The sequence below is a fragment of the Pseudomonas sp. S32 genome (assembly GCF_016648095.1).
Taxonomy (GTDB): Bacteria; Pseudomonadota; Gammaproteobacteria; order Pseudomonadales; family Pseudomonadaceae; genus Aquipseudomonas; species Aquipseudomonas parafulva.
The window spans coordinates 79606-104721 of the sequence record NZ_JACVVF010000007.1 but is presented as its reverse complement, the minus strand read 5'-3'; the positions used below and the strand labels follow the sequence as shown (position 1 = coordinate 104721).

Below are 25116 nucleotides of genomic sequence, written 5' to 3'. Positions count from 1 at the left end.
GCCCGCTTTCTATAAAGAAGGCGCATTTTGCCAGTGGATCAATGGGTCAGTGCGCGCCTGGGTCGGCCACCAGCCGGCCGGTTGCCTTGGTCAACGACTTGAGAAACTCCTGTTGCAGCTCCGGGTCGTTGCGCGTCAGCTCGATCAGGCTTTGCTCCATTTCGCTGGCTTCCTCTTCCAGGCCCAGCTCTGCCAGGCGTTTGACCCGGTGCACCCATTGCCCGACATCGTCGTCTTCGAGGTCGTCGAAAATCAGCTCGTGGGCTTCGCGCAACTTGTTGCGCAGCGTGGCGCTGACCAACAGACTGGCATCACCACGTACCGCGTTGTCTTCATCCACTACCTGTAGATGCAGTGTGCCAACGTGGTTGAGGTTCTGTTCGGAGAACGGAGTGTCCAGCAGGTTCAAGCGCAACATGCCATTGCGGTCGGTAGTGAGTTCGTGGGTCATCTTGCCCGCTTTCACCTCGACCAGGCGCTCGCTCCACGGCATGCTCGTGGCCTCTTCGCGCTTGGCTTTCTGCACTTCGCTGATACCCGCAAGGTTCTGCTGGGCGCGGCCATTGGACGCCACGTTCATGAACGGGTTGAGGCCGTCCACGCCGTAGCTCAGCCAGTCATGGGTGACACTTTGCGGCAGGTTGCCCAAGGCGAAGACGTTGACCACGTTTGCCCCAACGCCTGCCACCACCGCAACAGCGCCAAGCGGGATTTCGTAGATTTCCCGCCATGGCTGGTAGGGCGTATAGCGGTCGTAGTGACGGGTCACTTCGTATTCGGTGACTTCAAAACGCTTCTGCTCGTGCACGCGCACACGTCGCTGCGGCAGCTCCATGACCTCTGGCTCGCCAACATCGATTTGCAAGGTGTGCTCGAGCAGCTTGCGCTCCACGCGCTCCTCATGGTCGCTACGCTGGGGCATCTGGTTGGCGCAGCCGCTGACGAGCAGGGCGCCGCAGAGTGCGGCGCCCGTCAGGTTGAAGGTACTTCGCTTTGACATGATCACTCGGGCATTGGTTATCAGCGGCGAACGCGGGTCTGCAGGAAGGTCAGCACCTCGTTGAGCGGCAACGCTTGGGCATCCTGCTCGGTCCGGTGCTTGTATTCCAGGTTGCCATCAGCCAGGCCACGGTCACTGACCACGATGCGGTGCGGAATACCGATCAGTTCCATGTCGGCGAACTTGATACCGGGGCTGGTCTTCTTGTCCCGGTCGTCCAGCAGCACTTCGTAACCGGCAGCGGTCAGCTCGGCATACAGCTTGTCGGTCGCCTCGCGAACAACCTCGGTCTCATAGCGCAGTGGTACCAGGGCGATCTGGAAGGGCGCCAGTGCATCGTTCCAGATAATGCCCTTGTCGTCGTGGTTCTGCTCGATGGCAGCGGCCACCACGCGGGATACACCAATGCCGTAGCAGCCCATGGACAGCACCACTGGCTTGCCGTTTTCACCCAGTACCTGGCACTTGAGCGCCTCGCTGTACTTGGTGCCCAGCTGGAAGATATGGCCCACTTCGATACCGCGCTTGATCACCAGCGTGCCTTGGCCGTCCGGGCTTGGGTCGCCTTCGACCACGTTACGCAGGTCGGCCACCTGAGGTACTGGCAGGTCGCGTTCCCAGTTCACGCCGAAGTAGTGCTTGTCGTCGATGTTGGCGCCGATGCCGAAGTCGCTCATCAGGGCCACCGAGCGGTCGATCACGCACTCCAGCGGCAGGTTCATCGGGCCGAGCGAGCCGGCGCCGGCGCCAATGGCGTCACGCAGGTCGGCATCGGTTGCCATGACCAGCGGGTCGGCCACCTGCTCCAGCTTGGCGGCCTTGATTTCGTTGAGCTCGTGGTCACCACGCACGACCAGGGCGACCAGCTTGCCCTCTTCGGAGCCACGTACGATCAAGGTCTTGACGGTTTTCTCGATCGGCAGGCCGAAGTTCTCAACCAGCTGGGCAATGGTCTTGGCATTGGGCGTATCGACCAGGCGCAGCTCTTCGGTAGGGGCAGGGCGCACGGTTTCCCGCGGCATGGCCTCGGCCTTCTCGATGTTGGCGGCGTAGTCGGAGCTGTCGCTGAAGATCACATCGTCTTCACCCGACTCGGCCAGCACGTGGAATTCGTGCGAGTAGCTGCCGCCGATGGACCCGGTGTCGGCCTGCACAGGGCGGAAATCCAGGCCCAGGCGGGTGAACACATTGGTGTACGCCTGGTGCATGCGGTCGTAGGTTTCCTGCAGGGAGCCCTGGTCGGCATGGAACGAGTAGGCGTCCTTCATGATGAACTCGCGGCCGCGCATCAGGCCGAAGCGCGGGCGGATCTCGTCACGGAACTTGGTCTGGATCTGGTACATGTTCAGCGGCAGCTGTTTATAGCTGGACAGCTCATTGCGGGCCAGGTCGGTGATGACCTCTTCGTGGGTAGGGCCCACGCAGAACTCACGCTGGTGACGGTCCTTGACCCGCAGCAGCTCGGGGCCGTACTGCTCCCAGCGGCCGGATTCCTGCCACAGTTCGGCGGGCTGGATGCTGGGCATCAGCACTTCCAGTGCGCCGGCTGCGTTCATTTCCTCGCGCACCACGTTCTCGACCTTGCGCATGACCCGCAGGCCCATCGGCAGCCAGGTGTACAGGCCGGAGGCCAGTTTGCGGATCATGCCGGCACGCAGCATGAGCTGGTGGCTGATGACCACTGCGTCGGCAGGGGTTTCTTTCTGGGTGGCGAGCAAATATTGACTGGTGCGCATGGTTAGCCGTGTCTAATACGTTGAAATAGCCCCGCATTGTACGGGGGTGAAACGAAGGCGTACAGGATGCCCCAGGGCGCCGCTGTTGTCAGCCAAAGAAAAAGCCCGGCGTGATCGCCGGGCTTTTCAAGGGCGGGGCACTGCAAGCCAGGCTTACAGGATGCTCAGCGGGTACTCCACGATCAGGCGCAGTTCGTCCAGCGATGGGGAGCCGTAGTAGACGCCATCGGAAGAGCGGTAGGTGGCCTGACGTACGCGGAAGCTGAGGTCCTTGGCCGGGCCTTCCTGCAGCACGTACTTGATGTCGATGTCGCGTTCCCATTCCTTGCCATTGCTGGTGGTGCCGGTGTCTGCACCGGTACCGCGCACGTAGCGAGTCATGAAGCTCAGGCCTGGGATGCCGTACTCGGCAAAGTTCAGGTCGTAGCGGGCCTGCCAGGACTTCTCGCCTTCGGCGTTGAAGTCGGAACGCGCCACGGAGTTGGCCAGGAACACGGTGCCACCGCCGTCTACGCCGTAGCCATAGTCGCCGTCACCGGTCACTTTCTGGTAGGCCAGGGTGAAGGTGTGCGCGCCGATGTTGTACGCACCGGACAGGCTGAAGGCACGGTTGTCGAGCTTGGTCACGCCGTCTTTCTCGGCGCGCTGCAGGCCTTGGCCATCGCTCTTGGTGTCGTAGAAGTTGAAGTCGAACACCAGGCCTTGCTTGTCGGACAGCGGCAGCGCCCAGTTGACGTTGGCGTAGTATTTGCGCCAGTAGTCTTCGACCTTGGAGTAGTACAGGCTGGTGGACAGGCTGTCGGTGAAGGCGTAGGTACCACCGAATACATCGGCTTCCTTCAGGCGCAGGCTGTCACGGTTGGTCTGCTCCTGGCCGGTCAGGCTGGTGAAGCGGCCGGCGTGCAGGGTCAGGCCTTTGATGTCGTTGCTGGTGAGCAATGCACCTTGGGCGATCTCAGGCAGCAGGCGGCTGTCATCGGTTGCGAAGACGGGCAGCGCAGTGAACTGGTCGCCGACTTTCAGAACGGTGTCGGAAATGCGGAATTTCACCGCGCCGCCGCCTTTGGAGTAGTCATCCTGCGAGCGGCCGTCGGAGCCCGTCGGGAACAGGCCGGTGCCGGCGCGGCCTTTGCCGCTGTCCAGCTTCAGGCCCAGCATGCCGATGGCGTCCAGGCCTACACCTACGGTGCCCTGGGTGAAGCCCGACTCGTAGGTGCCGACGAAACCGAGGCCAGTTTCTTCGCGGCGGCTTTGGCCGCCCTGGTTGTTGCGGAAATCACGGCTGAAATACAGCATGCGAGTTTTGACGCTCAGCTTGCTGTCTTCAACAAAACCTTTGGACTCATCCTGCGAAGAGGCCAGTGCCATCTGCGAGGACCCCGCCGAAACGGCCAGGGCGATCATGCTCCACTTCATCACGCGCATCGTGATTTGCTCCTTTGGTTTTTTTAGGAAGAGTACCGCTGCGTCCAGGTGTTCTAGTTATCGGGCGCAGCTCTTTCTTGTTATGTCGGCGAAAAGATATAGCACGCTGACTGACGTTGGCGATATGGCAATAAGCACTCTTTACGGAACTTTTTTTCCACGTCGCTGTCGGGCATTTTCAGGTCGTAATCCGCAGCTTTTCACATATAGCCTTGGTAACCCGGGTATTGCAGTAGTCATGCCGACTTGGCGTCAGAGCAATGCAACAAGCGTGCTCATATTTGCCCCGGTTGATGAAATTTTCACATTTGCCGGGGGCGACCCCCGCCGAGGTCCTGAAAACACGGGGTGTGCGCTGTCTGATGGTGTGCCTGTGCAAACCCACGTGGCAAACCCGCTAGCTTGCTATCAAAGTCAATGTGTTACCGCGATTTGTTAATCCAGAGTCAATTGTGGCCTTCGTTTGTGTCAGACCGTGTATAGGAGGCGTCATTTTGGTGCGAAAAGTAGCGCTGTGTTACCGGGATCGTGCAGCGTATTCTGATGACGGCTTTTTTTTACGTTGTAACCGCTGTATCCGCTTGGAGGAGATTCACTTTGTTTGTTCTTGATTCGCGTTTGCAACTCGATACGGTGGTACTGGGTGACTTCGCGCTATGCCAGCTGCTGCTGAGCAAGGATGCCAACTATCCGTGGTTCATCCTGGTGCCAAAACGCCCGGGCGTCAGTGAGCTTTTCGACCTGGACGCCGCCGAGCAACACCAGTTGTGGCAAGAAACCACCCAGTTGGCCGTCGCGCTCAAAGCCAGCTATGGCGCCGACAAGATGAATGTCGCCACCCTGGGTAACGTGGTCAGCCAGTTGCACATGCATGTGATCGTGCGTATGCAAGGCGACGCGGCATGGCCGGCACCGGTTTGGGGCAAGTGCCCGGCGGTGAGCTACAGCGACGAGCAGGTGCAAGTGGTTCGCCAGCGCGTGCGGGCTTTGCAGCTGGAAGGCTTCAAGGAGGCCGCCGATGTCGCTTGAGCAGCGCATGGTCGAGCTGGAAACCCGTCAGGCGTTTCAGGATGACACCATCCAGGCGCTCAATGACGTGGTGGTGGAGCAGGGGCGGGTGATCGAGCGGCTGCAGTTGCAGATGGCCGAGCTGCTCAAGCGTTACGAGGAAATGGTAGGGCAGTACGGCAGTGAGGGTGAGGAGGCGCCGCCGCCTCATTACTGAACACAGCGGCTTACCTGTCGGGCCGGTGGCCGGCCCGCTGGAGGGGTGGGTTTCAGCGGCGGTTCACCGCCACCACGTCCTCGGCCTGCAGGCCTTTGTCGCGGTGCATCACGGAAAACTCGACGCGCTGGCCCTCGACCAGAATGCGGTGGCCCTCACCGCGAATGGCGCGAAAGTGCACGAAAATATCGTCGCCGGAATCCCGGGAGATAAAGCCGAAGCCTTTGGAGGTGTTGAACCACTTCACGGTGCCGGTATCCCGGTTGCTGGCATCAGGTGTGCTGTGCTGGGTTGCGCGGGCCTTACGCGGGCTTTGGGCGAAACCCGCCACCAGGTGCAGCAGCACAGCCAGCGATGCACAGACCAGCGCCGCCAGGTTGCCCATTTCCGGGCGCGCCAGCAGGGTCAGGGTTTGCAGCACCACCGCTACCACCAGCAAGGCGCAGGCCAGGTATTGCAATTGTTGCCTGGCGCCGCGGTAGTGCAGCGGTACCACCGGTGCCAGTACCAGGTTGAGCAGGCCGAGCAGGGCCAGGTACACCGCGTCGGGTTGTTGCAGGAAGGGTATGGCTTCGGTTTTCAGGCTGGGCATGAACGATAGCAGCAGCGCTGCCACGCCCGTCACCAGATGGACGATCTTGAACATGGGATTGGCTCACAGTTGATAAAGCTGATCACGGGGAGAGCTGGCGGCACGGTGCGCATGAGATGTAGAGCGCGAACACATGACCCACAGCCTATGCACCCGGCAATTGCAGTCCGCACGGGTGGCACGCTGCCTATTTAACAGTAAAGCCGCAGGGTACTCAAACCGCAGGGCGTTCGCGGGTGGCCTGCAACGCCTTGTCACAGGCGCAACGCCCCAGGTATTGCTACAGTGGTCGGCACCCGTTTGGGTCTCAAGCTTTCAGAAGGGGAACGTCATGGCAATCGATATCGGCATCAATGAAGCAGATCGCAAGTCCATCGTCGATGGGCTGTCCCGCCTGTTGTCGGACACGTACGTGCTGTATCTGAAAACCCATAATTTTCACTGGAACGTCACCGGGCCATCATTCCGTACCTTGCACCTGATGTTCGAAGAGCAATACAACGAGCTGGCGCTGGCAGTCGACTCCATCGCCGAGCGTATCCGTGCACTGGGCTTTCCGGCACCCGGTTCGTATGCATTTTATGCCCGCCACTCCTCGATCGAGGAGGAGGAAGGGGTGCCCCATGCCGATGAAATGATCCGCCAGTTGGTACAGGGGCAGGAAACCGTGGTGCGCACGGCGCGCAGCATCTTCCCGGTGGTGGACAAGGTCAGTGACGAACCCACCGCCGACCTGCTGACCCAGCGCATGCAGGTTCACGAAAAAACCGCCTGGATGTTGCGAGTGCTGCTCGACGGCAAGTAGCAGGCACTGTATGCGAAGGCCCGGGTAACCGCCCGGGCCTTTGTGATTTGTGCGGGAAGGCTTTGCCGCTGCTCAGTACCGACCGAACGGCGCTTCATACACCCCCTGGTACCTGATACGAGGAGGTGTGGCAGATGATCCCCGCGAGCAAACGTACGACAGGCCAAGGGCGTTGGCCTGGCAAACAGTGCATCGACCCCTTCAAGGCCGACTTCGACATGCTGCAGACACAGCCCGTGTCGCGCTCGGTACGGTTGAACGGGTTTTCAACCTGCCTGCGCCTGGAGGCGGTGTACTGGAGCATCCTGGAACGCATCGCTGCGGTGAACCACTGCTCGGTCAGCGCGGTACTGTCCTACGTGGACCGCGAAATACACCTGCGCCAGGGTGGGGTGCGCAACTTCAGTGGCCTCATCCGCGTGATCTGCGTGGCATGGCTGCAGGACCCGCCAGCTGCGCACTGATCGCCCGGCGGGCTGCGCAGTGCCGGTTAACCATATATAATCCCGCTTTTTGCTGCCCCGGCAGCCAGCGTTGTGGTTGACGAGAGACACCCATGCCCCTTTATGACTATCAATGTGCGTCCTGCGAGCACCGCATGGAGGTGCTGCAGAAAATCAGCGCCGCGCCGCTTACCGACTGCCCGGCCTGTCAGGCCCCGGCGCTGAAGAAGTTGCTGTCGGTACCCGGTTTCCGCCTCAGCGGTAACGGCTGGTACGAAACCGACTTCAAGACTGGCGCCAAGAAGAACCTGGCAGGCGGCGACAAGGCCGACTGAGTTGAATGCTGTGACCGGGTCTTGCAGTATTAGCCCTCCGGGCGGCCAAGGCCTCCACCGAATACACGAATCACGAGAAGCGAAACCACCATCATGATGCGCAGCCATTATTGCGGCCAACTGAACGAGAGCCTGGACGGCCAGGAAGTCACCCTTTGCGGCTGGGTCCATCGTCGCCGGGACCACGGCGGGGTGATCTTCCTCGACATCCGTGACCGCGAGGGCATGGCCCAGGTCGTGTTCGACCCGGACCGCGCCGACACCTTCGCCGCTGCTGACCGCGTGCGCAGCGAGTACGTCGTGCAGGTCACCGGCAAGGTGCGCAAGCGCCCTGACGGTGCGGTCAATGCCAACATGGCGTCCGGCGCCATCGAAATCCTCGGTTATCAGCTCAATGTGCTGAACGAAGCCGAAACCCCGCCGTTCCCGTTGAACGAATACTCCGACGTGGGCGAAGAAACCCGCCTGCGCTATCGCTTCATCGACCTGCGTCGCCCGGAAATGGCCGACAAGCTGCGCCTGCGCTCGCGCATCACCAGCAGCATCCGCCGCTTCCTCGACGAAAACGGCTTCCTGGATGTGGAAACCCCGATCCTCACCCGTGCCACCCCAGAAGGCGCGCGTGACTACCTGGTGCCAAGCCGTACCCACGCCGGCAGCTTCTTTGCCCTGCCACAGTCGCCGCAACTGTTCAAGCAGCTGCTGATGGTGGCCGGCTTCGACCGCTACTACCAGATAGCCAAATGCTTCCGTGACGAAGACCTGCGCGCAGATCGCCAGCCGGAATTCACCCAGATCGACATCGAGACCAGCTTCCTGGACGAATCCGAGATCATGGGGCTGACCGAGAGCATGATCCGCAAGCTGTTCAAGGAAGTGCTGGACCTGGAGTTCGGCGATTTCCCGCACATGACCTTCGAAGAAGCCATGCGCCGCTACGGTTCCGACAAGCCAGACCTGCGTATCCCGCTGGAACTGGTCGATGTTGCCGACCAGCTCAAGGACGTCGATTTCAAGGTGTTCGCCGGCCCGGCCAACGATCCGAAATGCCGCGTCACCGCCCTGCGCCTGCCAGGCGGCGCCAGCATGCCGCGCAGCAAGATCGACGAGTACACCAAGTTCGTCGGCATCTATGGTGCCCGCGGCCTGGCCTACATCAAGGTCAACGAGCGCGCCAAAGGGGGCGAGGGCCTGCAGTCGCCGATCGTCAAGAACATCCCCGAGGCCAACCTCAACACCATCCTCGACCGCGTCGGCGCTGTAGACGGCGACATCGTGTTCTTCGGTGCAGACAAGTTCAAGATCGTCAGCGAGGCCCTGGGCGCGCTGCGTATCCGCCTGGGTCACGACTTCGAGCTGTTCACCTGCGAGTGGGCACCGATGTGGGTCGTCGACTTCCCGATGTTCGAAGAGAACGAAGACGGCAGCTTCACGGCGTTGCACCACCCGTTCACCGCGCCGAAGTGCTCCCCGCAGGAGCTTGAGGCCAACCCCGCCACGGCCCTGTCCCGCGCCTACGACATGGTGCTCAACGGCACTGAACTGGGTGGCGGTTCCATCCGTATCCACCGCAAGGAAATGCAGCAGGCCGTGTTCCGCCTGCTGGGTATCGAAGCGGCGGAACAGGAAGAGAAGTTCGGCTTCCTGCTCGATGCCCTGAAGTTCGGTGCACCGCCCCACGGCGGCCTGGCCTTCGGTCTGGACCGCCTGGTCATGCTGATGACTGGCGCCCAGTCGATTCGTGAAGTGATCGCCTTCCCGAAAACCCAGAGTGCCGCGTGCGTCATGACCCAGGCCCCAGGGCTGGTCGATGCCAAGGCCCTGCGCGAGCTGCATATCCGTCTGCGCGAGCAGACCAAGGTCGAGTAATCGGCCCCGGGCGTATCCGGCGGATGCGCCCATGCGCTTCGGCGCAGTCTTTCCATGTTCCGCCCTTCGGGGCGGAACCTGTTTCTGTTTCAAGGATCGGGAGTCGTTATGGCAGGCCATTCCAAGTGGGCGAACATCAAGCACCGCAAAGAGCGCCAGGATGCCAAGAGAGGCAAGGTCTTCACCAAGTGGATCCGTGAGCTGACCGTCGCTGCCAAGCAGGGCGGCCCGGACGCGGCCTCCAACCCGCGCTTGCGCCTGGCGCTGGATAAGGCCCTGGGTGCCAACATGAGCCGCGACATTATTGACCGCGCCGTGGCACGTGGTGCCGGTACCAACGAAAGCGACAACGTCGAAGAGCTCAGCTACGAAGGTTACGGCCCAGGCGGCGTGGCGATCATGGTCGAAGCCATGACAGACAACCGCAACCGCACGGCTGCGGCTGTGCGCCATGCCTTCACCAAATGCGGGGGCAACCTGGGCACCGACGGTTCGGTGGCGTATCTGTTCGAACGCAAGGGCCAGATCAGTTTCGCCCCAGGGATAGACGAAGACGCCCTGATGGAAGCTGCGATGGAGGCCGATGCCGACGACGTGGTAGCCAACGATGATGGCTCGTTCGAGGTGTTTACGTCGTTCAACAGCTTCTATGCCGTGCGCAATGCGCTGGAAGAGGCAGGTTTCAAGGCGGCGGATGCGGAAATCGTCATGCAGCCGACCACCAGTGCCGAGTTGGACCAGGATGGCGCTGAAAAGGTACTCAAGCTGATCGACATGCTCGAAGACCTGGACGACGTGCAGAACGTCTATTCCAATGCGCAGATCTCCGACGAGATCATGGAAAACCTCGGCTAGGGTGTTCTGGTAGCTCCAATCAGGCATTCAGGCTTTTCTTTGCTCGCACCGGCCCTTTCGCGGCGGTACGGCGCTCCGATAGACTCGCAGCGCCGTACCGCCGCGAAAGGGCCGTACCGTTTGCAGCATGCATCATTTTTTTCGACAGGCGCTATGACTCTGATTCTAGGTATCGACCCCGGCTCGCGCATCACCGGTTACGGCGTGGTGCGCCAGACCGCCCGCGGCTGCGAGTATGTGGCGTCAGGCTGCATCCGCACCGGCAGCGGCGAGCTGCATGAGCGGTTGCAGATCGTGTTTCGCGGGGTCAGTGAAGTCATCGCCCAGCACGGCCCTGTGACCATGGGCATCGAGCGGGTGTTCATGGCCCGCAATGCCGATTCGGCGCTCAAGCTGGGCCAGGCCCGGGGGGCTGCGATCGTGGCGGCCGCCGAGGCGGGCCTTGAGATCGCCGAGTACAGCGCCACCCAGGTCAAGCAGGCGGTGGCCGGCACCGGCGGCGCCAACAAAGAGCAGGTGATGATGATGGTCATGCACCTGCTCAAGCTCACGCAAAAACCGCAGATCGACGCCTCCGATGCCCTGGCCATCGCCTTGTGCCACGCCCACACCCGTTCCAGCCTGGTGCCCCACGGCCTGGCCACGGCGCGCCGGCGCGGCGGGCGCTTGCGTCTGTAGGCGCTTCATGCGCTGATACACATTATGTGCGGGTGGCGCGTTCACCCGCCGCATTTGCTGATAGGGTTGAGCGGTCTGCGACCGGCTCCCCGAGAATAAGGATCGGAACGTGATTGGAAGATTGCGCGGCACTCTGGCGGAAAAGCAGCCCCCGCACCTGATTATCGACGTCAATGGCGTGGGCTACGAGCTCGAAGTGCCCATGACCACCCTGTATCGCCTGCCCAAGGTTGGCGAGCCAGTGACCGTGCACACCCACCTGGTGGTGCGCGAGGACGCCCACCTGCTGTACGGGTTCGCCGAAAAGCGCGAGCGCGAGTTGTTTCGTGAACTGATCCGCCTCAATGGCGTAGGGCCCAAGCTGGCGCTGGCGCTGATGTCGGGCCTGGAAGTCGACGAGCTGGTGCGCTGCGTACAGGCTCAGGACACCTCGGCACTGGTGCGTGTGCCGGGCGTTGGCAAGAAAACCGCCGAGCGCCTGCTGGTCGAGCTCAAGGACCGCTTCAAGGCTTGGGAAACGTCCCCGGCCATGTTCACCCTGGTATCGGACGGGCCGTTGCCGGTGGCCAGTGAATCAACCGCCGAAGCCGACGCCGTCAGCGCCCTCGTTTCGCTGGGCTACAAGCCGCAAGAGGCGAGCAAGGCCATTGGGGCCATCAAGGACAAGGCCAGCCTGAGCAGTGAAGAGCTGATCCGTCGCAGCCTCAAGGGGATGATTACCAAGTGATCGAAGCCGACCGCCTGATCGCCGCCAGTGGCCGCGACCGCGAAGACGTGCAAGACCGCGCGATCCGGCCATTACGCCTGGAGGAGTACATCGGCCAGCCGGTAGTGCGCGAGCAGATGGCACTGTTCATCCAAGCCGCACGGGGGCGCAGCGAATCGCTTGACCACACGCTGATCTTCGGCCCCCCGGGTCTGGGCAAGACTACCTTGGCCAACATCATCGCCCATGAGATGGGTGTGTCGGTCAAGAGCACTTCGGGGCCTATCCTCGAGCGGCCTGGGGACCTGGCAGCGATGCTTACCAACCTGGAGCCCCATGACGTTCTGTTCATCGACGAAATCCACCGGCTGTCACCCGTCGTCGAAGAAGTGCTGTACCCGGCCATGGAAGACTTTCAGCTCGATATCATGATCGGGGAGGGGCCTGCCGCCCGGTCCATCAAGCTCGACCTGCCACCGTTCACCCTGGTCGGCGCCACCACCCGTGCGGGCATGCTTACCAACCCGTTGCGCGACCGTTTCGGTATCGTCCAGCGCCTGGAGTTCTACAGCGACAAGGACCTGGCGACCATCGTCAGCCGCTCGGCAAGCATCCTGGGCCTGGTCATCGAAGACCTCGGCGCCTATGAGATCGCCCGCCGCGCGCGCGGCACCCCGCGTATTGCCAACCGCCTGCTGCGCCGGGTGCGCGACTATGCCGAAGTGCGGGGCAAGGGCCAGATCACCAAGGCGGTGGCCGACATGGCGCTGAACCTGCTGGATGTGGACGAGCGCGGCTTCGATCATTCCGACCGTCGCCTGTTGTTGACCATGATCGAGAAGTTCGACGGGGGCCCGGTGGGGGTCGACAACCTGGCGGCCGCCATCAGCGAAGAACGCCACACCATCGAGGACGTGCTCGAACCCTACCTGATCCAGCAGGGCTACATCATGCGCACACCACGCGGGCGTGTGGTCACCCGTCATGCCTACCTGCATTTCGGGCTCGACGTGCCGGGGCAGCTGGGGGAGGGCGCCGTTTTTTCCCAAACGGGCGATGAATGACAGATCGAAAACGGCTTTTCGTGGTCCTACCGCTGGCAGGTTGCATGGGCGCTGGCAATACGACATGAACGATGAAAAAACAGTTGCCACAGCGGATTGGCAAGGCGAGGAGTAAGCACTAGAGTATGCGCGCGCTAAATGGCCTGGAACCCTTTGCACACCGTTGTCGCGTCTATTACGAAGATACCGATGCTGGCGGCGTGGTGTATTACGTCAATTACCTGAAATTCATGGAGCGCGCGCGCACCGAACGCTTGCGGCACCTGGGTTTTTCCCAGTCGCAGCTGGCGCAGGGCAACCTGCTGTTTGTAGTCCACTCCAGCGAAGCGCGTTACCACGCGCCGGCGCGGCTGGACGATGAACTGCGGGTTACCGCGCAAGTACTTGAACTCAATCGCGCCAGCCTGCGCTTCGTGCAGCAGGTCTGGCGGGAAAAGGATGAAACGCTGCTCTGCGAAGGGCAGTTCCTGGTGGCCGCTGTGCGCGCCGACACTTTCAAACCCCGAGCCATCCCCCCGGAGCTGCGCGACGCCTTTGTGGCCGACTGCTCGGGTAATCAATCGAATGCAGGAGAATAAGCGTGGAAGCTAACGTCGTCGACCATACCTCCATGTGGAGTCTGGTCAGCAATGCCAGCGTAGTGGTGCAGTTGGTGATGCTGACCCTGGTGGCCGCCTCGGTCACCTCGTGGATCATGATTTTTCAGCGCAGCACCATGCTGCGCGCCGGTCGTCGTGCGCTGGATGCCTTCGAAGAGCGCTTCTGGTCGGGTATCGACCTGTCCAAGCTGTACCGCCAGGCCGGCAGCAACCCAGATCCGGATTCGGGTGTGGAGCAGGTCTTCCGTGCCGGTTTCAAGGAATTCTCGCGCCTGCGCCAGCAACCGGGTGTTGACCCGGACGCGGTCATGGAAGGCGTAGGCCGTGCCATGCGCGTTGCTATTTCCCGCGAGGAAGAAAAGCTCGAGCAAAGCCTGCCGTTCCTGGCGACCGTGGGTTCCACCAGCCCGTACATCGGCCTGTTCGGTACCGTATGGGGGATCATGAACTCCTTCCGCGGCCTGGCCAGTGCCCAGCAGGCCACCCTGGCCACTGTTGCCCCCGGTATCGCCGAGGCCCTGATCGCTACAGCCATCGGCCTGTTCGCGGCAATCCCGGCGGTCATTGCCTACAACCGCTTCGCGGCACGCAGTGAAACGCTGATCAGCCGCTACTACACCTTCGCCGACGAGTTCCAGGCGATCCTGCACCGTAAAGTGCACACCAGCGAAGAGTAATCAGGTAGAAGCCCATGGCCCGAGTTCGCCACAAACGCAAGCCCGTCGCCGAGATGAACGTGGTGCCCTACATCGACGTGATGCTGGTACTGCTGGTCATCTTCATGGTGACGGCGCCCATGCTCAACCAGGGCGTCAAGGTAGACCTGCCCAAGGTTTCCAGCGAAGCCTTGCCGCAGGACAACAACGTCCAGATCCTTACCATTTCCATCAAGGCCGACAAGACCTACTACTGGAACCTCGGCAGTGAAGTCGACACCGACAAGCAGATGGACAAGGCCATGACCTTGCCGGCCATGACCGACGCTGTGACCAAGATCATTGCCGCCGGCCGCGACCAGGGCAAACAGACCCAGGTCTTCATCCGCGGCGACAAGGCCGTGGACTATGGCGCGGTCATGGGTGCCATGGGCGGGCTGCAGAAAGCCGGTGTCGGTAACGTTGGCCTGATTACCGAGGCGCCCTGATGCAACAGCGAGAGCCATCCGCCTCGGAAAGCTACTTCTGGCCCAGTGTCTGGGCCATCGGCCTGCATGTGCTGGTGTTTGCCTTGCTGTTCGTCAGCTTCGCCATGACCCCAGAGCTGCCGCCGTCCAAGCCGATCGTTCAGGCTACGCTGTATCAGCTCAAGTCCAAGAGCCAGGCGACCACCCAGACCAACCAGAAGATTGCCGGGGAAGCGAAAAAAACCGCTTCGCGCCAGACCGAGGTCGAGCAGCTGGAGCAGAAGAAGGTCGAGCAGGAAGCTGTGAAAGCGGCGGAACAAAAGAAAGCCGACGCTGCTCAAAAGGCCGAGGAAGCCCGCGAGGCGGCCGAGGCCAAAAAAGCCGAGGAAGCTGCAAAAACGGCCGAAGCCAAGAAAGCGGCCGAAGCGAAGAAGGCCGAAGAGGCCAAAAAAGCGGCGGAAAAACAGCAAGCCGACATTGCCAAGAAAAAAGCCGAAGACGAAGCGAAGAAAAAAGCCGAGGACGAGGCCAAGAAGCAGGCGGCTGAAGAGGCGAAGAAACAAGCCGCAGAGGATGCCAAGAAAAAGGCAGCCGAAGAGGCGAAGAAAAAAGCGGCCGAGGACGCCAAGAAAAAGGCGGCAGCCGAGGACGCGAAGAAAAAGGCAGCTGAAGAGGCCAAGAAAAAGGCCGCGGCAGATGCCCAGAAGAAAAAGGCCCAGGAAGCAGCGCGCAAGGCGGCTGAGGACAAGAAGGCGCAGGCACTGGCCGAGCTGTTGTCCGACACCACTGAGCGTCAGCAGGCACTGGCGGACGAGCAGGGTGACCAGGTGGCCGGCGATTTCGACGACCTGATCCGCATGCGTGCAGCAGAAGGTTGGGCGCGGCCCCCTTCGGCACGCAAAGGCATGACGGTAGTCCTGCAGGTCAGCATGCTGCCGGATGGCACCATCACCAATGTGAGCGTGCTGCGCTCCAGTGGCGACGGCCCGTTTGACAGTTCGGCAGTGGCCGCCATGAAGAACATCGGTCGTCTGACTGAAATGCAGGGTATGAAGCCGAGCGATTTCAACAGGTATCGCTCGTTCAAGATGACATTTACACCTGAGGATCTAGCGTTGTGATTAAACGTCTGAGAGGACTGCTGGTCATGCTGTGCTGCGTGGCAGGCATGGCCGTAGCAGAGGAAAAGAACATCCTGGTCACCAGTGGTAGCGACCGGGCCACACCCATCGCGGTGGTACCCTTTGCCGTACAGGGCGGGAGCGTGCTGCCTGAAGACATGGCAGACATCATCGGGAACGACCTGCGCAACTCGGGCTACTACTCGCCCATTCCGCGTCAGAACATGATCAGCCAGCCGTCCCAGGCCAGCGAAGTCATCTTCCGTGACTGGAAAGCGCTGGGTGCCCAGTACGTGATGGTCGGCAGCATCGTGCCGTCCGGTGGCCGCCTGCAGGTGCAGTACGCCCTGTTCAACGTGGCCACCGAGCAGCAGGTGCTGACTGGCAGCGTGGCCGGCACTACCGACCAGTTGCGCGACATGTCGCACTACATTGCCGACCAGTCGTTCGAGAAGCTCACCGGCATCAAGGGTGCATTCTCTACCCGCATGCTGTACGTCACTGCCGAGCGCTTCTCTACCAACAACACCCGCTACACCCTGCAGCGTTCGGACTACGACGGTGCACGTGCGGTCACCCTGTTGCAGTCGCGTGAGCCGATCCTGTCGCCGCGCTTCGCGCCGGATGGCAAGCGCATCGCCTATGTGTCGTTCGAGCAGCGTCGCCCGCGCATCTTCATCCAGCACATCGACACGGGCCGTCGCGAGCAGATCACCAACTTCGAAGGCCTCAACGGCGCACCTGCCTGGTCGCCTGACGGCTCGCGCCTGGCATTCGTGCTGTCCAAGGACGGTAACCCGGACATCTATGTGATGAACGTGGCGTCGCGCCAGATCAGCCGCGTAACCGCCGGCCCGGGCATCAATACCGAACCGTTCTGGGGCAAGGATGGCAACACCCTGTACTTCACCTCGGACCGTGGCGGCAAGCCACAGATCTACAAACAGTCGGTCAGCGGTGGCAGTGCAGAACGCGTTACCTTCGTGGGTAACTACAATGCCAACCCGAAACTGTCGGCTGACGAAAAGACCTTGGTCATGATTCACCGTCAGCAGGGCTTCACCAACTTCAAAGTTGCGGCCCAGGACTTGCAACGCGGAAGTGTAAAGATTCTCTCGGAGACCAGTCTTGATGAGTCTCCCACTGTTGCGCCCAACGGCACCATGCTAATCTACGCCACCCGCCAGCAGGGCCGGGGAGTCTTGATGCTCGTGTCGCTTAATGGCCGCGTGAGGCTCCCACTTCCTACCGCTCAAGGCGAAGTCAGAGAACCGTCCTGGTCCCCTTACCTGAACTGATTGCGGCGTAATACGTTTTGCTTAACACACTGGGGTTTCATTAGGAGTTTCACGATGGAAATGCTGAAGTTTGGTAAATTCGCTGCGCTGGCTCTGGCCATGGCCGTGGCTGTAGGTTGCTCCTCGAAGGGCGGTGACAATGCTGGTGAAGGCGCTGGCGCCGTTGACCCGAACGCTGGCTACGGTGCAAACACCGGCGCAGTGGACGGTTCCCTGAGCGAAGAAGCCGCTCTGCGCGCAATCACCACCTTCTACTTCGAATACGACAGCTCGGACCTGAAGCCAGAAGCCATGCGCGCTCTGGACGTTCACGCCAAGGACCTGAAAGCCAACGGCAACCGTGTCGTCCTGGAAGGTAACACCGACGAGCGCGGTACCCGTGAGTACAACATGGCTCTGGGCGAGCGTCGTGCCAAGGCCGTTCAGCGCTACCTGGTTCTGCAGGGCGTTTCCCCTGCTCAGCTGGAAGTGGTTTCCTACGGTGAAGAGCGTCCAGTTGCCACTGGCAACGACGAGCAGTCCTGGGCTCAAAACCGTCGCGTAGAACTGCGTAAGTAAGTTTTTATGCGTATGTGCCGCCGTGCAGTAACCGTCCTCGCACTCAGCCTGCCCCTTTCGGCGTGGGCTGCAGTCCCTGTAGTAGATGACAACTCAGGCAGCTATCCGCCTGCGGGTTATGGCACGAGCGGCGCCTATGCCGGGTCAGGGGCTTCGGCCCCTGCCTCTGCACAGGGCCAGCTGTTCATGCAGCTGCAACAGATGCAGGATCAGCTTTCCCGCCAGCAAGGCATCATCGAAGAGCTGCAAAACGATGTGTCGCGCATGAAGCAGGAAAACCTGGAGCGTTACCAGGACCTGGACCGTCGCATCAACAGTGGCGCCGCGCCTGCCGCGACCCCTGACAATTCTGCTGGTAGTGGTGCCTCTGGCGCCGCCACCGGGGCAGCAGCAGGTGCTGCAGCCCAACAACCGGCCGCCAACAGCGAGCCCGGTGACCCGGCGAAGGAAAAGCTCTACTACGATGCCGCCTTCGACCTGATTAAACAGAAAGACTTCGACAAGGCCAGCCAGGCGTTCAACGCCTTCCTGCGCAAATACCCCAACAGCCAGTATGCGGGCAATGCCCAGTATTGGCTGGGCGAAGTGAACCTGGCCAAAGGTGACCTGCAAGGTGCCAGCCAGGCCTTCGCCCAGGTCAGCCAGAAGTACCCCAAGCACAGCAAGGTGCCGGACTCGCTCTATAAGCTTGCTGATGTTGAGCGTCGCCTGGGGCATACCGACAAGGTTAAAGGTATTTTGCAGCAGGTCGTTACCCAGTACCCCGGCACCTCCGCCGCTCAGCTGGCTCAGCGAGACCTGCAAAAGCTTTAGGCTGTGCCGCTTGGTGGTACCGTTCGAAAGAAACCCGCGCCTGTCGCGGGTTTTTTCGTTAGAATCAGCGCCCTTTTTTCGTAAACACGCTGTTGCGGATAACGCCATGTCGAGTCCGCGACAGTGCCTGACGGAGGCGGGCAGCCTGTTTAGCTGTCACGCCCGTGGCGATCATGCAAGACACATTACGCATCACCGAAGTCTTTTACTCGTTGCAGGGTGAAACGCGAACGGCTGGGCTACCCACGGTATTCGTGCGGCTCACCGGTTGCCCCCTGCGCTGTCAATACTGCGACAGTGCCTATGCCTTCAGTGGTGGCACCGTGCGCAGCCTCGATTCGATCCTTGAGCAGGTGGCGGGCTTCAAACCGCGTTATGTCTGCGTTACCGGCGGCGAGCCGCTGGCTCAGCCCAATGCCTTGCCGTTGTTGCAGCGTTTGTGCGATGCCGGGTACGAGGTGTCGCTGGAAACCAGCGGCGCCCTCGATATCGCCGGCACCGACCTGCGCGTCAGCCGCGTGGTCGACCTCAAGACCCCGGGTTCGGAGGAGTCGCACCGCAACCGCTACGAGAACATCGAGCAACTGACCCGAAACGACCAGGTCAAGTTCGTCATCTGTTCCCGTGAGGACTACGACTGGGCGGTGTCCAAACTGATCCAGTACAACCTGGCCGAGCGCGCGGGCGAAGTGCTGTTTTCGCCTAGCCACCACCAGGTCAGTGCCAGCGACCTGGCGGACTGGATCGTCGCCGATAACCTGCCCGTACGGTTCCAGTTGCAACTGCACAAGCTGTTGTGGAACGACGAGCCCGGACGTTGATTGAAAGAGTGACAGACATGACAGACAAACGCGCAGTAATCCTGTTGTCCGGTGGCCTCGACTCGGCCACCGTCGTAGCCATGGCCAAAGCCGAAGGCTACAGTTGCTACACCATGAGCTTCGATTACGGCCAGCGCCACCGCGCTGAGCTGAATGCTGCAGCCCGTGTGGCACGTGACCTGGGTGTGGTGGAGCACAAGGTGATTGGCCTGAACCTGGACGGCATCGGCGGTTCCGCCTTGACCGACACCAGCATTGATGTGCCAGAAGCCCCGGGTGAAGGCATCCCGGTCACCTACGTGCCGGCGCGCAACACCGTGTTCCTGTCGCTGGCGTTGGGCTGGGCTGAAGTACTGCAGGCCCGCGACATCTTCATTGGCGTCAACGCGGTGGACTACTCCGGCTACCCCGACTGCCGCCCCGAGTTCGTCGAAGCCTTCGAGCGTATGGCCAACCTGGCCACCAAAGCGGGTGTAGAAGGGCAGGGTTTCCGTATTCAGGCGCCGTTGCAGAACATGAGCAAGGCGCAGATCGTACAGGCGGGCATGGCCCGCGGTGTGGACTACAGCCTGACGGTTTCCTGCTACCAGGCGGACGATGATGGCCGCGCATGCGGCAAGTGCGACAGCTGCCGCCTGCGTGCCGAAGGCTTCAGGGCTGCTGGGCAGGCCGACCCTACCCGGTATTTTTGAGAAAATTGCGCTGATGTGTTGATTTCCCGTTAGAAATCAGTATTATACGCGCCATCCAACGGGTCGTTAGCTCAGTTGGTAGAGCAGTTGGCTTTTAACCAATTGGTCGTAGGTTCGAATCCTACACGACCCACCATACGCAGTACGTTGAAGCCCGCTACCGGAAACGGTGGCGGGCTTTTTCGTTTATGTGCTCAGCTCCCGCTGTGCGTCTACCAGACTTTTGCGTTCATGGGATACCTCATCGGGGCAGCGGACCGTCGGGTGCGGTCCTGGGTGTGTTGGGATCATGCGTGCAACAGCCAGATCAGCAGCAGCCCGTTCAGCAGCAACGAGCCGAGGGCCAAGCTGCGCCAAACCTTGAGGGGGGCGCGTTCAAGCAGTGGGCGTGGGCGCGGGCTGGGTTGTTGTTCGCCGTGTTGCAGCGCCAGTTGCCAGTGCTCGGCGGTTTCGAAGCGCTCGGCTGGGTCGCTGGCCAAGGCTTTGTCGAGGTTGTGCACCAGCCACTCGGGCAAGTCGGGGCGGTAGCGGCTGGCGGGGACAGGGGGGCCGAAGCGGGGGCGCTGGAAAGCCTCGATCTCGCCATGGGGGTAATGGCCGGTCAGCAGGAAATAGAGCGTCACGCCTGCGCTGTAGAGGTCTTGCGCCACGCTTGGCGCGGCGCCTGCGTAGGCCTCCGGGGCAATGTAGTTGGGGGTGCCGGGCAGTTCGCCGGGGGTGTGGGACGACAGCCCCGGGCAGTACGCCAAGCCAAAATCCAGAACCCGCAATTTGCCGTTTTCGTTGAGCAGCAGGTTCTCGGGCTTGATGTCGCGGTGCAGGATGTTGCGCCGGTGCAGCATGCCCAGCGCCCGTAGCAGGTGCATAGCGATGTCCAGACCTTGAGTGAGGCCCAGCGTGCCGTGCTGGCGGTGATGTTCGGCGAGGGTGAGGCCGGGGTGTTCGCGCATCAGGTAATAGAGGTGCTGGCGCTCGCTGGCGGGGTGCACTTCGGGGAAGTAGCGCCCGGCTACGCGGCGCAGAAACCATTCTTCCTGCAGCAGGCGCTGGCCGGCTTCCTCGTCGCCATCGCAGTGGGCGGGCAGGGTTTTCAGCAGCCAGGGTTGCTGGTGGTCATCATGGACCCGGTACAGCAGCGATTGCCGGGTATGGCCCAGCAGCGTGTCGACCTGCCAACCTTCGAAGCGTTGGCATGCTTTCAAAACAGGGGGGAGCGGCCATTGCTGCACGTGTTCGAGGGCGTCGCCCAGGCTCGCTTCGCCAAGATCGTCGACACACGCGAGTACGGCGCTGGCGTTGTCCTGGCTGCCAGCCAGGTGGGCGGCGGTGACCAAGGCCTGAGTAGCCTTTTGCAAATCAGGCTCATCGCGCAGCACGCCAGCGATGGACGCATCGCCCAGTGTCGCCCAGACGCCGTCGCTGACCAGCAGAAAATGTTCGCCTGCGTGCAGCTCACCCTCGCGGTAGTCCACCACCAGGTGCTGCTCCAGGCCCATGGCACGCTTAAGCACATGCTGCATGCCCGGTTGGCTCCACACGTGGTCTTCACTCAGGCGCTGCAATTGCCCCTCATGCCAGCGATACACCCGGCAATCGCCGACGTGCGCCAGGGTAAAGCGGCGGCCGCGTAGCACCAGCGCGCTGAGGGTGGTGAGCAAGGGCTGGCCACCGCCGTTGGCGTGCAGCCAGCGGTTCTGCGCGATCAGCAAGCGGTCCAGCGCCTGGGCCACGCCCCACGTTTGCGGGGTGGCGTAGTAGTCGTGGGCCAGGGCCTGCACTGTGGCGCGTGCGGCCAGGCCGCCATCAGCACACTGGCTGACGCCGTCGGCCAGGGCGAACAGGTAGCCCTTGCTGGCCGCAAGCGATGCGGCGGGGCAGACCAGACGCGTGGCGTCCTGGTTTTCGGCGCGTGGTCCGCTGGCACTGCTGTGTGCATAGCGCAGGTGCAGGGGCATGGCGGTGGCTCAGACCCGCGCAGCGGTAAAGGCCGCCGAGCCCCAGGTAGTCCTCCAGCGGCGCTTGACGGTGTAAAGCCCGAACCAGGCTACGACGCCAAGGCTGGCGAACAGCCACAAGCCCAGTTGGTAGTCGCCGGTACTTTGCTTGATGGCACCAAGGCCTGCCGCCAGGAGAAAGCCGCCGATGCCACCGGCCATGCCGATAAGGCCGGTCATCACGCCGATTTCGCGGTTGAAGCGCTGCGGCACCAGCTGGAACACCGCCCCGTTGCCGGCGCCCAGGCCGAGCATGGCGCTGACGAACAGCGCCAGGGCGGCGATGGAACTGGACAGGTGCATGCCCACCGCCGCAATGCACACGGCGGCCACAGCGTACATGCCGAGTAGCGTGCGGATGCCGCCGAAGCGGTCCGCCAGCGCGCCGCCCAAGGGGCGCATCAGGCTGCCGCCGAACACGCAGGCGGCGGTGTAGTAGCCGGCGGTCACCGGGCTCAGGCCGTATTGGTCGTGGAAGTAGCCGGGCAGGGCGCTGGCCAGGCCGATGAAGCCGCCGAAGGTGACGCAGTAGAAGAACATGAACCACCAACTGTCACGGTCGGCCAGGGCCTTGAGGTAGTCGGCCATGGATTTGGGTTTGCTGCGGTTGGGGGCGTTTTTCGCCAGCACGGCGAACACGATCAGGGTCAGTACCAGCGGGATCAGCGCCAGGCCGAACACCTGGGTCCAGCCGAAGGCGGCGGCCAGCACCGGCGCGGCCAGGGCGGCCAGCACGGTGCCGGAGTTGCCGGCGCCGGCAATGCCCATCGCCTTGCCCTGGTGCTCGGCAGGGTACCACTGCGAGGCCAGTGGCAGCGCCACGGCGAACGAGGCGCCGGCCATGCCCAGGCACACGCCGAGCAGCAGAGCTTGTTCGTAGCTGTGGATGCCGAGCTGCCAGGCCGTGAGCAGCGAGACGATGACGGTCACCTGGCCGATGATGCCGGCGGTTTTCGGCGACAGCTGGTCGGCCAGCATGCCCATGATGAAGCGCAGGATCGCCCCGGCCAGAATCGGCGTGGCCACCATGAAGCCGCGCTGCTGGGTTGTCAGTTGCAGGTCGGTGGCGATCTGCACCGCCATAGGGCCAAGCAGGTACCAGACCATGAAGCTCAGGTCGAAGTAGAGAAACGCGGCGAATAACGTGGGGGTGTGTCCGGCTTTCCAGAAGCTCTTGTTCATTCCAGCACCTCATCTGCAATTGGGTTGTGGGCTTGCAGGTGGGCGAGCCTTACGGCTGCTCCACCACCTCGTCATGCGAGGCCAGAAACGCAAAGACGTCGCCATGCCAAATCCGTTTTCGCGAACGGGCATGCGACGTCTTTGTCGGGGTGGGGCAACCGCCGTTGGTTACCTGTAGGGAGGTGAAAGCAGGTTGTGTGCCAGGTGTCGGGTGGAACAGCCGGGCAGCTCTACAGCGCCCTTGCAGTCAGTGGTGCAAGCGTACTGAATCAGGCAATGCGCATGGACAACGGTGCAGCATGGCCGGGGCTGCCGCATTCTGGTGCATGAGCAGTTGTGTGTGCGTCACGTCAGCAGCTCGTTCATCGCAATGATCTGCTCCGCCACTTGAATCAGCTTCTGCTGGCGACTCATCGCCTGGCGCCTCATCAGCGTGTAGGCCTCTTCCTCGTCGCAGCTTTTCATCTTCATCAGCATGCCCTTGGCCAGTTCGATGCGTTTGCGTTCAGCCAGTTGCTGGTCGCGGGCGTGCAGCTGCGCGCGCAGCACTTGGTCGCTTTCGAAGCGCGCCATGGCCACGTCCAGGATCGGTTGCAGACGTTGGGCGTGGATGCCTTCGACGATATACGCGCTGACGCCGGCCTTGATCGCCTGGCGCATCACGCCGGGATCGTGCTCGTCGGTGAACATGACGATGGGACGCGGCTGGTCGCGGGTCACGATCACCACTTGCTCCATCACGTCGCGGCTGGGGGATTCGGTGTCGATCAACACCACGTCCGGGCGTACGGCTTCGACCCGGGCGGGCAGGTCGATGGTCAGGCCCGACTCGTCGATGACGTCGAAACCCGCTTCGCTCAGCGCGGTGCGCAGGCGACCGCCGGTGCGCGAGGTGTCGTTGATCAGCAGAATGCGCAGCATCCAGACCTCCGGTCAGCCATCGTGGCGGGCGTGCAAGGCGAAGCTGCGCGCGTAGGCGGCCGGGTCGCTGCCGTCCCACACGCTACCGTCGAGCAGTTGCGTGCGGCGCAGGGGGCTGGCCGGCACAGCGATGCCTAGCGCGCCCGCGGCAGCGCGGTAGAGGTCGAGCCTTTGCACTCGGCCAGCCACAGCGCGGTAATCCGGGTCGTCGCGCAGCAGGCCCCAGCGGCGGAACTGGGTCATGAACCACATGCCGTCGGAGAGGTAGGGCACGTTCACCGCGCCATGATTGTGGAAGCGCAGCGGGTGCTGGTCTTGCCACTGGTGGCCCAGGCCATCGTCGTACAAACCCATGAAGCGCGGCTCAATGCTGCTCAGGGGCAGGTCGAGGTACTCGCGGCCACTCATCAGCTGCGCGGTGCTGCGACGGTTCTGCGCGCTGGCCTCGATGAAGCGGCTGGCATCCAGCACCGCCATCAGCAGGGCGCGGGCGGTATTGGGGCACTGCTCGACGAAGGCCCGTGTGCAGGCCAACACCTTCTCCGGGTGGTCAGGCCAGATCGACTGGCTGGTGGCGACCGTGCAGCCATGGCCCAGCGCCACGGCGTGGGCGCTCCAGGGCTCGCCTGCGCAGAAGCCGTCGATGCGCGCGGCCTGCAAGTGCGCGAGCATCTGCGGCGGCGGCACCACCACGCTGTTGACGTCGTGCAATGGGTGTATGCCCTGGCTGGCTAGCCAATAGTACAGCCACAGGGCGTGGCTGCCGGTGGGGAAGGTGTGGGCGAAGGTGAGCTTGCCAGCGCCCGCGGCGGCGCGTTGGCAGAGTGCGGCGGGGCGGGTGATGCCGGTGTCCACCAACGCTTGCGACAGGTTGATGCTCTGACCATTGTGATTGAGACCCATCAGCACCGCCATGTCGGTAGCCGGCGCGCCACCGAGGCCCAGCTCCAGGGCGTAGACCATGCCGTACAAGGCGTGCGCGGCATCCAGCTCGCCGCTTGCCAGCTTGTCGGCGACCCCCGCCCAGGAGGTTTGCCGGTGCAGCTCCAGGGTGAGCCCATAGGGCTGGGCGAAGCCCTGGGTGGCGGCGACCACCACCGAGGCGGCATCGCTGAGCGGCATGAAGCCGACGTTCAGCACGCGCTTTTCTGGGGCGTCGCTGCCGGCGGTCCAGGCCAGGGACTGGCGTGGGATGAGATCGTTGCTGGTGTCGCTCACTTTGTGATTCCCGATCCGTAAGATGTCGCAGAAGCGCAGGGCG

The 25116-nt window shown here is 62.3% G+C and carries 27 protein-coding genes and 1 tRNA gene; 20 read left to right on the top strand and 8 right to left on the bottom strand.

The genetic code is table 11. From position 1 onward, the window contains the following. Positions 1-46: 46 nt before the first annotated feature. The 3 genes from IAE38_RS06080 to IAE38_RS06070 all read right to left on the bottom strand — a co-directional run bounded on the left by IAE38_RS06080 (position 47) and on the right by IAE38_RS06070 (position 4161). The gene (locus tag IAE38_RS06080) at positions 47-1000 is read right to left on the bottom strand and encodes a hypothetical protein (RefSeq protein WP_201216546.1); all 954 of its coding nucleotides are present in this window, start codon (positions 998-1000) and stop codon (positions 47-49) included. Positions 1001-1020: 20 nt separating this feature from the next. Beyond that, complete coding sequence (locus tag IAE38_RS06075) at positions 1021-2736, bottom strand: proline--tRNA ligase (protein WP_201211921.1); 1716 nt, start codon at positions 2734-2736, stop codon at positions 1021-1023. Between the two features lie 153 nt (positions 2737-2889). Then, positions 2890-4161, bottom strand: coding sequence for an OprD family porin (locus IAE38_RS06070; protein ID WP_028634592.1), 1272 nt, complete (start codon positions 4159-4161; stop codon positions 2890-2892). A 597-nt stretch (positions 4162-4758) separates the two neighbouring features. On the opposite strand from IAE38_RS06070, the gene IAE38_RS06065 reads away from it, so the two are divergent. Then, positions 4759-5190, top strand: a complete 432-nt coding sequence (locus IAE38_RS06065; RefSeq protein WP_201163664.1) for an HIT domain-containing protein — start codon at positions 4759-4761, stop codon at positions 5188-5190. Next, entirely contained in the window at positions 5180-5386 is a 207-nt protein-coding gene (locus tag IAE38_RS06060) for a SlyX family protein (RefSeq protein ID WP_201163665.1), read from the top strand. The genes IAE38_RS06065 and IAE38_RS06060 overlap by 11 nt, the downstream gene beginning before the upstream one ends. Before the next feature lie 52 nt (positions 5387-5438). Here IAE38_RS06060 and IAE38_RS24145 read toward each other — a convergent pair whose 3' ends face one another. After that, positions 5439-6032, bottom strand: a complete 594-nt coding sequence (locus tag IAE38_RS24145) for a cold-shock protein (RefSeq protein ID WP_201216544.1) — start codon at positions 6030-6032, stop codon at positions 5439-5441. 277 nt (positions 6033-6309) lie between these two features. Between IAE38_RS24145 and IAE38_RS06050 the strand changes: the two genes are divergently transcribed. The 18 genes from IAE38_RS06050 (at position 6310) to IAE38_RS05965 (ending at position 19894) form a co-directional block, all read left to right on the top strand. Continuing rightward, on the top strand, positions 6310-6783 hold the full coding sequence (locus tag IAE38_RS06050; protein ID WP_060482094.1) for a Dps family protein: 474 nt from the start codon (positions 6310-6312) through the stop codon (positions 6781-6783). Positions 6784-6917: 134 nt separating this feature from the next. Beyond that, complete coding sequence (locus IAE38_RS06045; protein ID WP_201216543.1) at positions 6918-7247, top strand: ribbon-helix-helix domain-containing protein; 330 nt, start codon at positions 6918-6920, stop codon at positions 7245-7247. Positions 7248-7339: 92 nt separating this feature from the next. Continuing rightward, positions 7340-7561: an FmdB family zinc ribbon protein gene (locus IAE38_RS06040; protein ID WP_003254776.1), complete on the top strand. Its 222-nt coding sequence runs from the start codon at positions 7340-7342 to the stop codon at positions 7559-7561. A 93-nt stretch (positions 7562-7654) separates the two neighbouring features. Continuing rightward, a complete protein-coding gene (gene aspS / locus IAE38_RS06035; protein WP_201216541.1) occupies positions 7655-9430 on the top strand; it encodes an aspartate--tRNA ligase in 1776 nt (591 codons plus the stop codon). A gap of 108 nt (positions 9431-9538) precedes the next feature. Next, complete coding sequence (locus IAE38_RS06030; RefSeq protein WP_201216537.1) at positions 9539-10285, top strand: YebC/PmpR family DNA-binding transcriptional regulator; 747 nt, start codon at positions 9539-9541, stop codon at positions 10283-10285. A gap of 153 nt (positions 10286-10438) precedes the next feature. Continuing rightward, on the top strand, positions 10439-10963 hold the full coding sequence (gene ruvC / locus IAE38_RS06025) for a crossover junction endodeoxyribonuclease RuvC (RefSeq protein WP_028634600.1): 525 nt from the start codon (positions 10439-10441) through the stop codon (positions 10961-10963). Between the two features lie 109 nt (positions 10964-11072). After that, on the top strand, positions 11073-11690 hold the full coding sequence (ruvA, locus tag IAE38_RS06020; RefSeq protein WP_028634601.1) for a Holliday junction branch migration protein RuvA: 618 nt from the start codon (positions 11073-11075) through the stop codon (positions 11688-11690). Then, complete coding sequence (gene ruvB, locus IAE38_RS06015; RefSeq protein WP_060482092.1) at positions 11687-12733, top strand: Holliday junction branch migration DNA helicase RuvB; 1047 nt, start codon at positions 11687-11689, stop codon at positions 12731-12733. Before ruvA ends, ruvB begins: the two co-directional genes overlap by 4 nt. Positions 12734-12858: 125 nt before the next feature. Then, complete coding sequence (gene ybgC / locus IAE38_RS06010) at positions 12859-13311, top strand: tol-pal system-associated acyl-CoA thioesterase (RefSeq protein ID WP_028634603.1); 453 nt, start codon at positions 12859-12861, stop codon at positions 13309-13311. Positions 13312-13313: 2 nt separating this feature from the next. Then, positions 13314-14009 carry a protein TolQ gene (gene tolQ / locus IAE38_RS06005; RefSeq protein ID WP_027914217.1) on the top strand — a complete coding sequence of 232 codons (696 nt, stop codon included), beginning with the start codon at positions 13314-13316 and terminating at the stop codon, positions 14007-14009. A 14-nt stretch (positions 14010-14023) separates the two neighbouring features. Continuing rightward, complete coding sequence (tolR, locus tag IAE38_RS06000) at positions 14024-14476, top strand: protein TolR (RefSeq protein ID WP_003254760.1); 453 nt, start codon at positions 14024-14026, stop codon at positions 14474-14476. Continuing rightward, positions 14476-15576 (top strand): cell envelope integrity protein TolA, encoded by a 1101-nt coding sequence (gene tolA / locus IAE38_RS05995; protein ID WP_033728125.1) that lies wholly within the window; start codon positions 14476-14478, stop codon positions 15574-15576. The genes tolR and tolA overlap by 1 nt, the downstream gene beginning before the upstream one ends. Before the next feature lie 26 nt (positions 15577-15602). Next, complete coding sequence (gene tolB, locus IAE38_RS05990) at positions 15603-16874, top strand: Tol-Pal system beta propeller repeat protein TolB (RefSeq protein WP_236403592.1); 1272 nt, start codon at positions 15603-15605, stop codon at positions 16872-16874. Positions 16875-16928: 54 nt separating this feature from the next. After that, entirely contained in the window at positions 16929-17432 is a 504-nt protein-coding gene (pal, locus tag IAE38_RS05985; RefSeq protein ID WP_023536326.1) for a peptidoglycan-associated lipoprotein Pal, read from the top strand. A 6-nt stretch (positions 17433-17438) separates the two neighbouring features. Beyond that, a complete protein-coding gene (ybgF, locus tag IAE38_RS05980) occupies positions 17439-18245 on the top strand; it encodes a tol-pal system protein YbgF (protein ID WP_028634606.1) in 807 nt (268 codons plus the stop codon). Between the two features lie 173 nt (positions 18246-18418). Further along, entirely contained in the window at positions 18419-19066 is a 648-nt protein-coding gene (gene queE / locus IAE38_RS05975; protein ID WP_028634607.1) for a 7-carboxy-7-deazaguanine synthase QueE, read from the top strand. A 17-nt stretch (positions 19067-19083) separates the two neighbouring features. Further along, entirely contained in the window at positions 19084-19758 is a 675-nt protein-coding gene (gene queC / locus IAE38_RS05970) for a 7-cyano-7-deazaguanine synthase QueC (RefSeq protein WP_028634608.1), read from the top strand. A 60-nt stretch (positions 19759-19818) separates the two neighbouring features. Then, positions 19819-19894, top strand: a tRNA-Lys gene (locus tag IAE38_RS05965). Between the two features lie 151 nt (positions 19895-20045). Here the strand turns inward: IAE38_RS05965 and IAE38_RS05960 are convergent. From IAE38_RS05960 to IAE38_RS05945, 4 genes are all read right to left on the bottom strand, one after another. Then, a complete protein-coding gene (locus tag IAE38_RS05960) occupies positions 20046-21713 on the bottom strand; it encodes a bifunctional protein-serine/threonine kinase/phosphatase (protein WP_201216532.1) in 1668 nt (555 codons plus the stop codon). Between the two features lie 9 nt (positions 21714-21722). Next, a complete protein-coding gene (locus tag IAE38_RS05955) occupies positions 21723-22934 on the bottom strand; it encodes a nitrate/nitrite transporter (protein ID WP_201216530.1) in 1212 nt (403 codons plus the stop codon). Positions 22935-23279: 345 nt separating this feature from the next. Continuing rightward, positions 23280-23855: an ANTAR domain-containing response regulator gene (locus tag IAE38_RS05950; RefSeq protein WP_201163675.1), complete on the bottom strand. Its 576-nt coding sequence runs from the start codon at positions 23853-23855 to the stop codon at positions 23280-23282. A gap of 12 nt (positions 23856-23867) precedes the next feature. Next, complete coding sequence (locus IAE38_RS05945; protein ID WP_201216528.1) at positions 23868-25073, bottom strand: CmpA/NrtA family ABC transporter substrate-binding protein; 1206 nt, start codon at positions 25071-25073, stop codon at positions 23868-23870. Between the last annotated feature and the right edge of the window lie 43 nt (positions 25074-25116).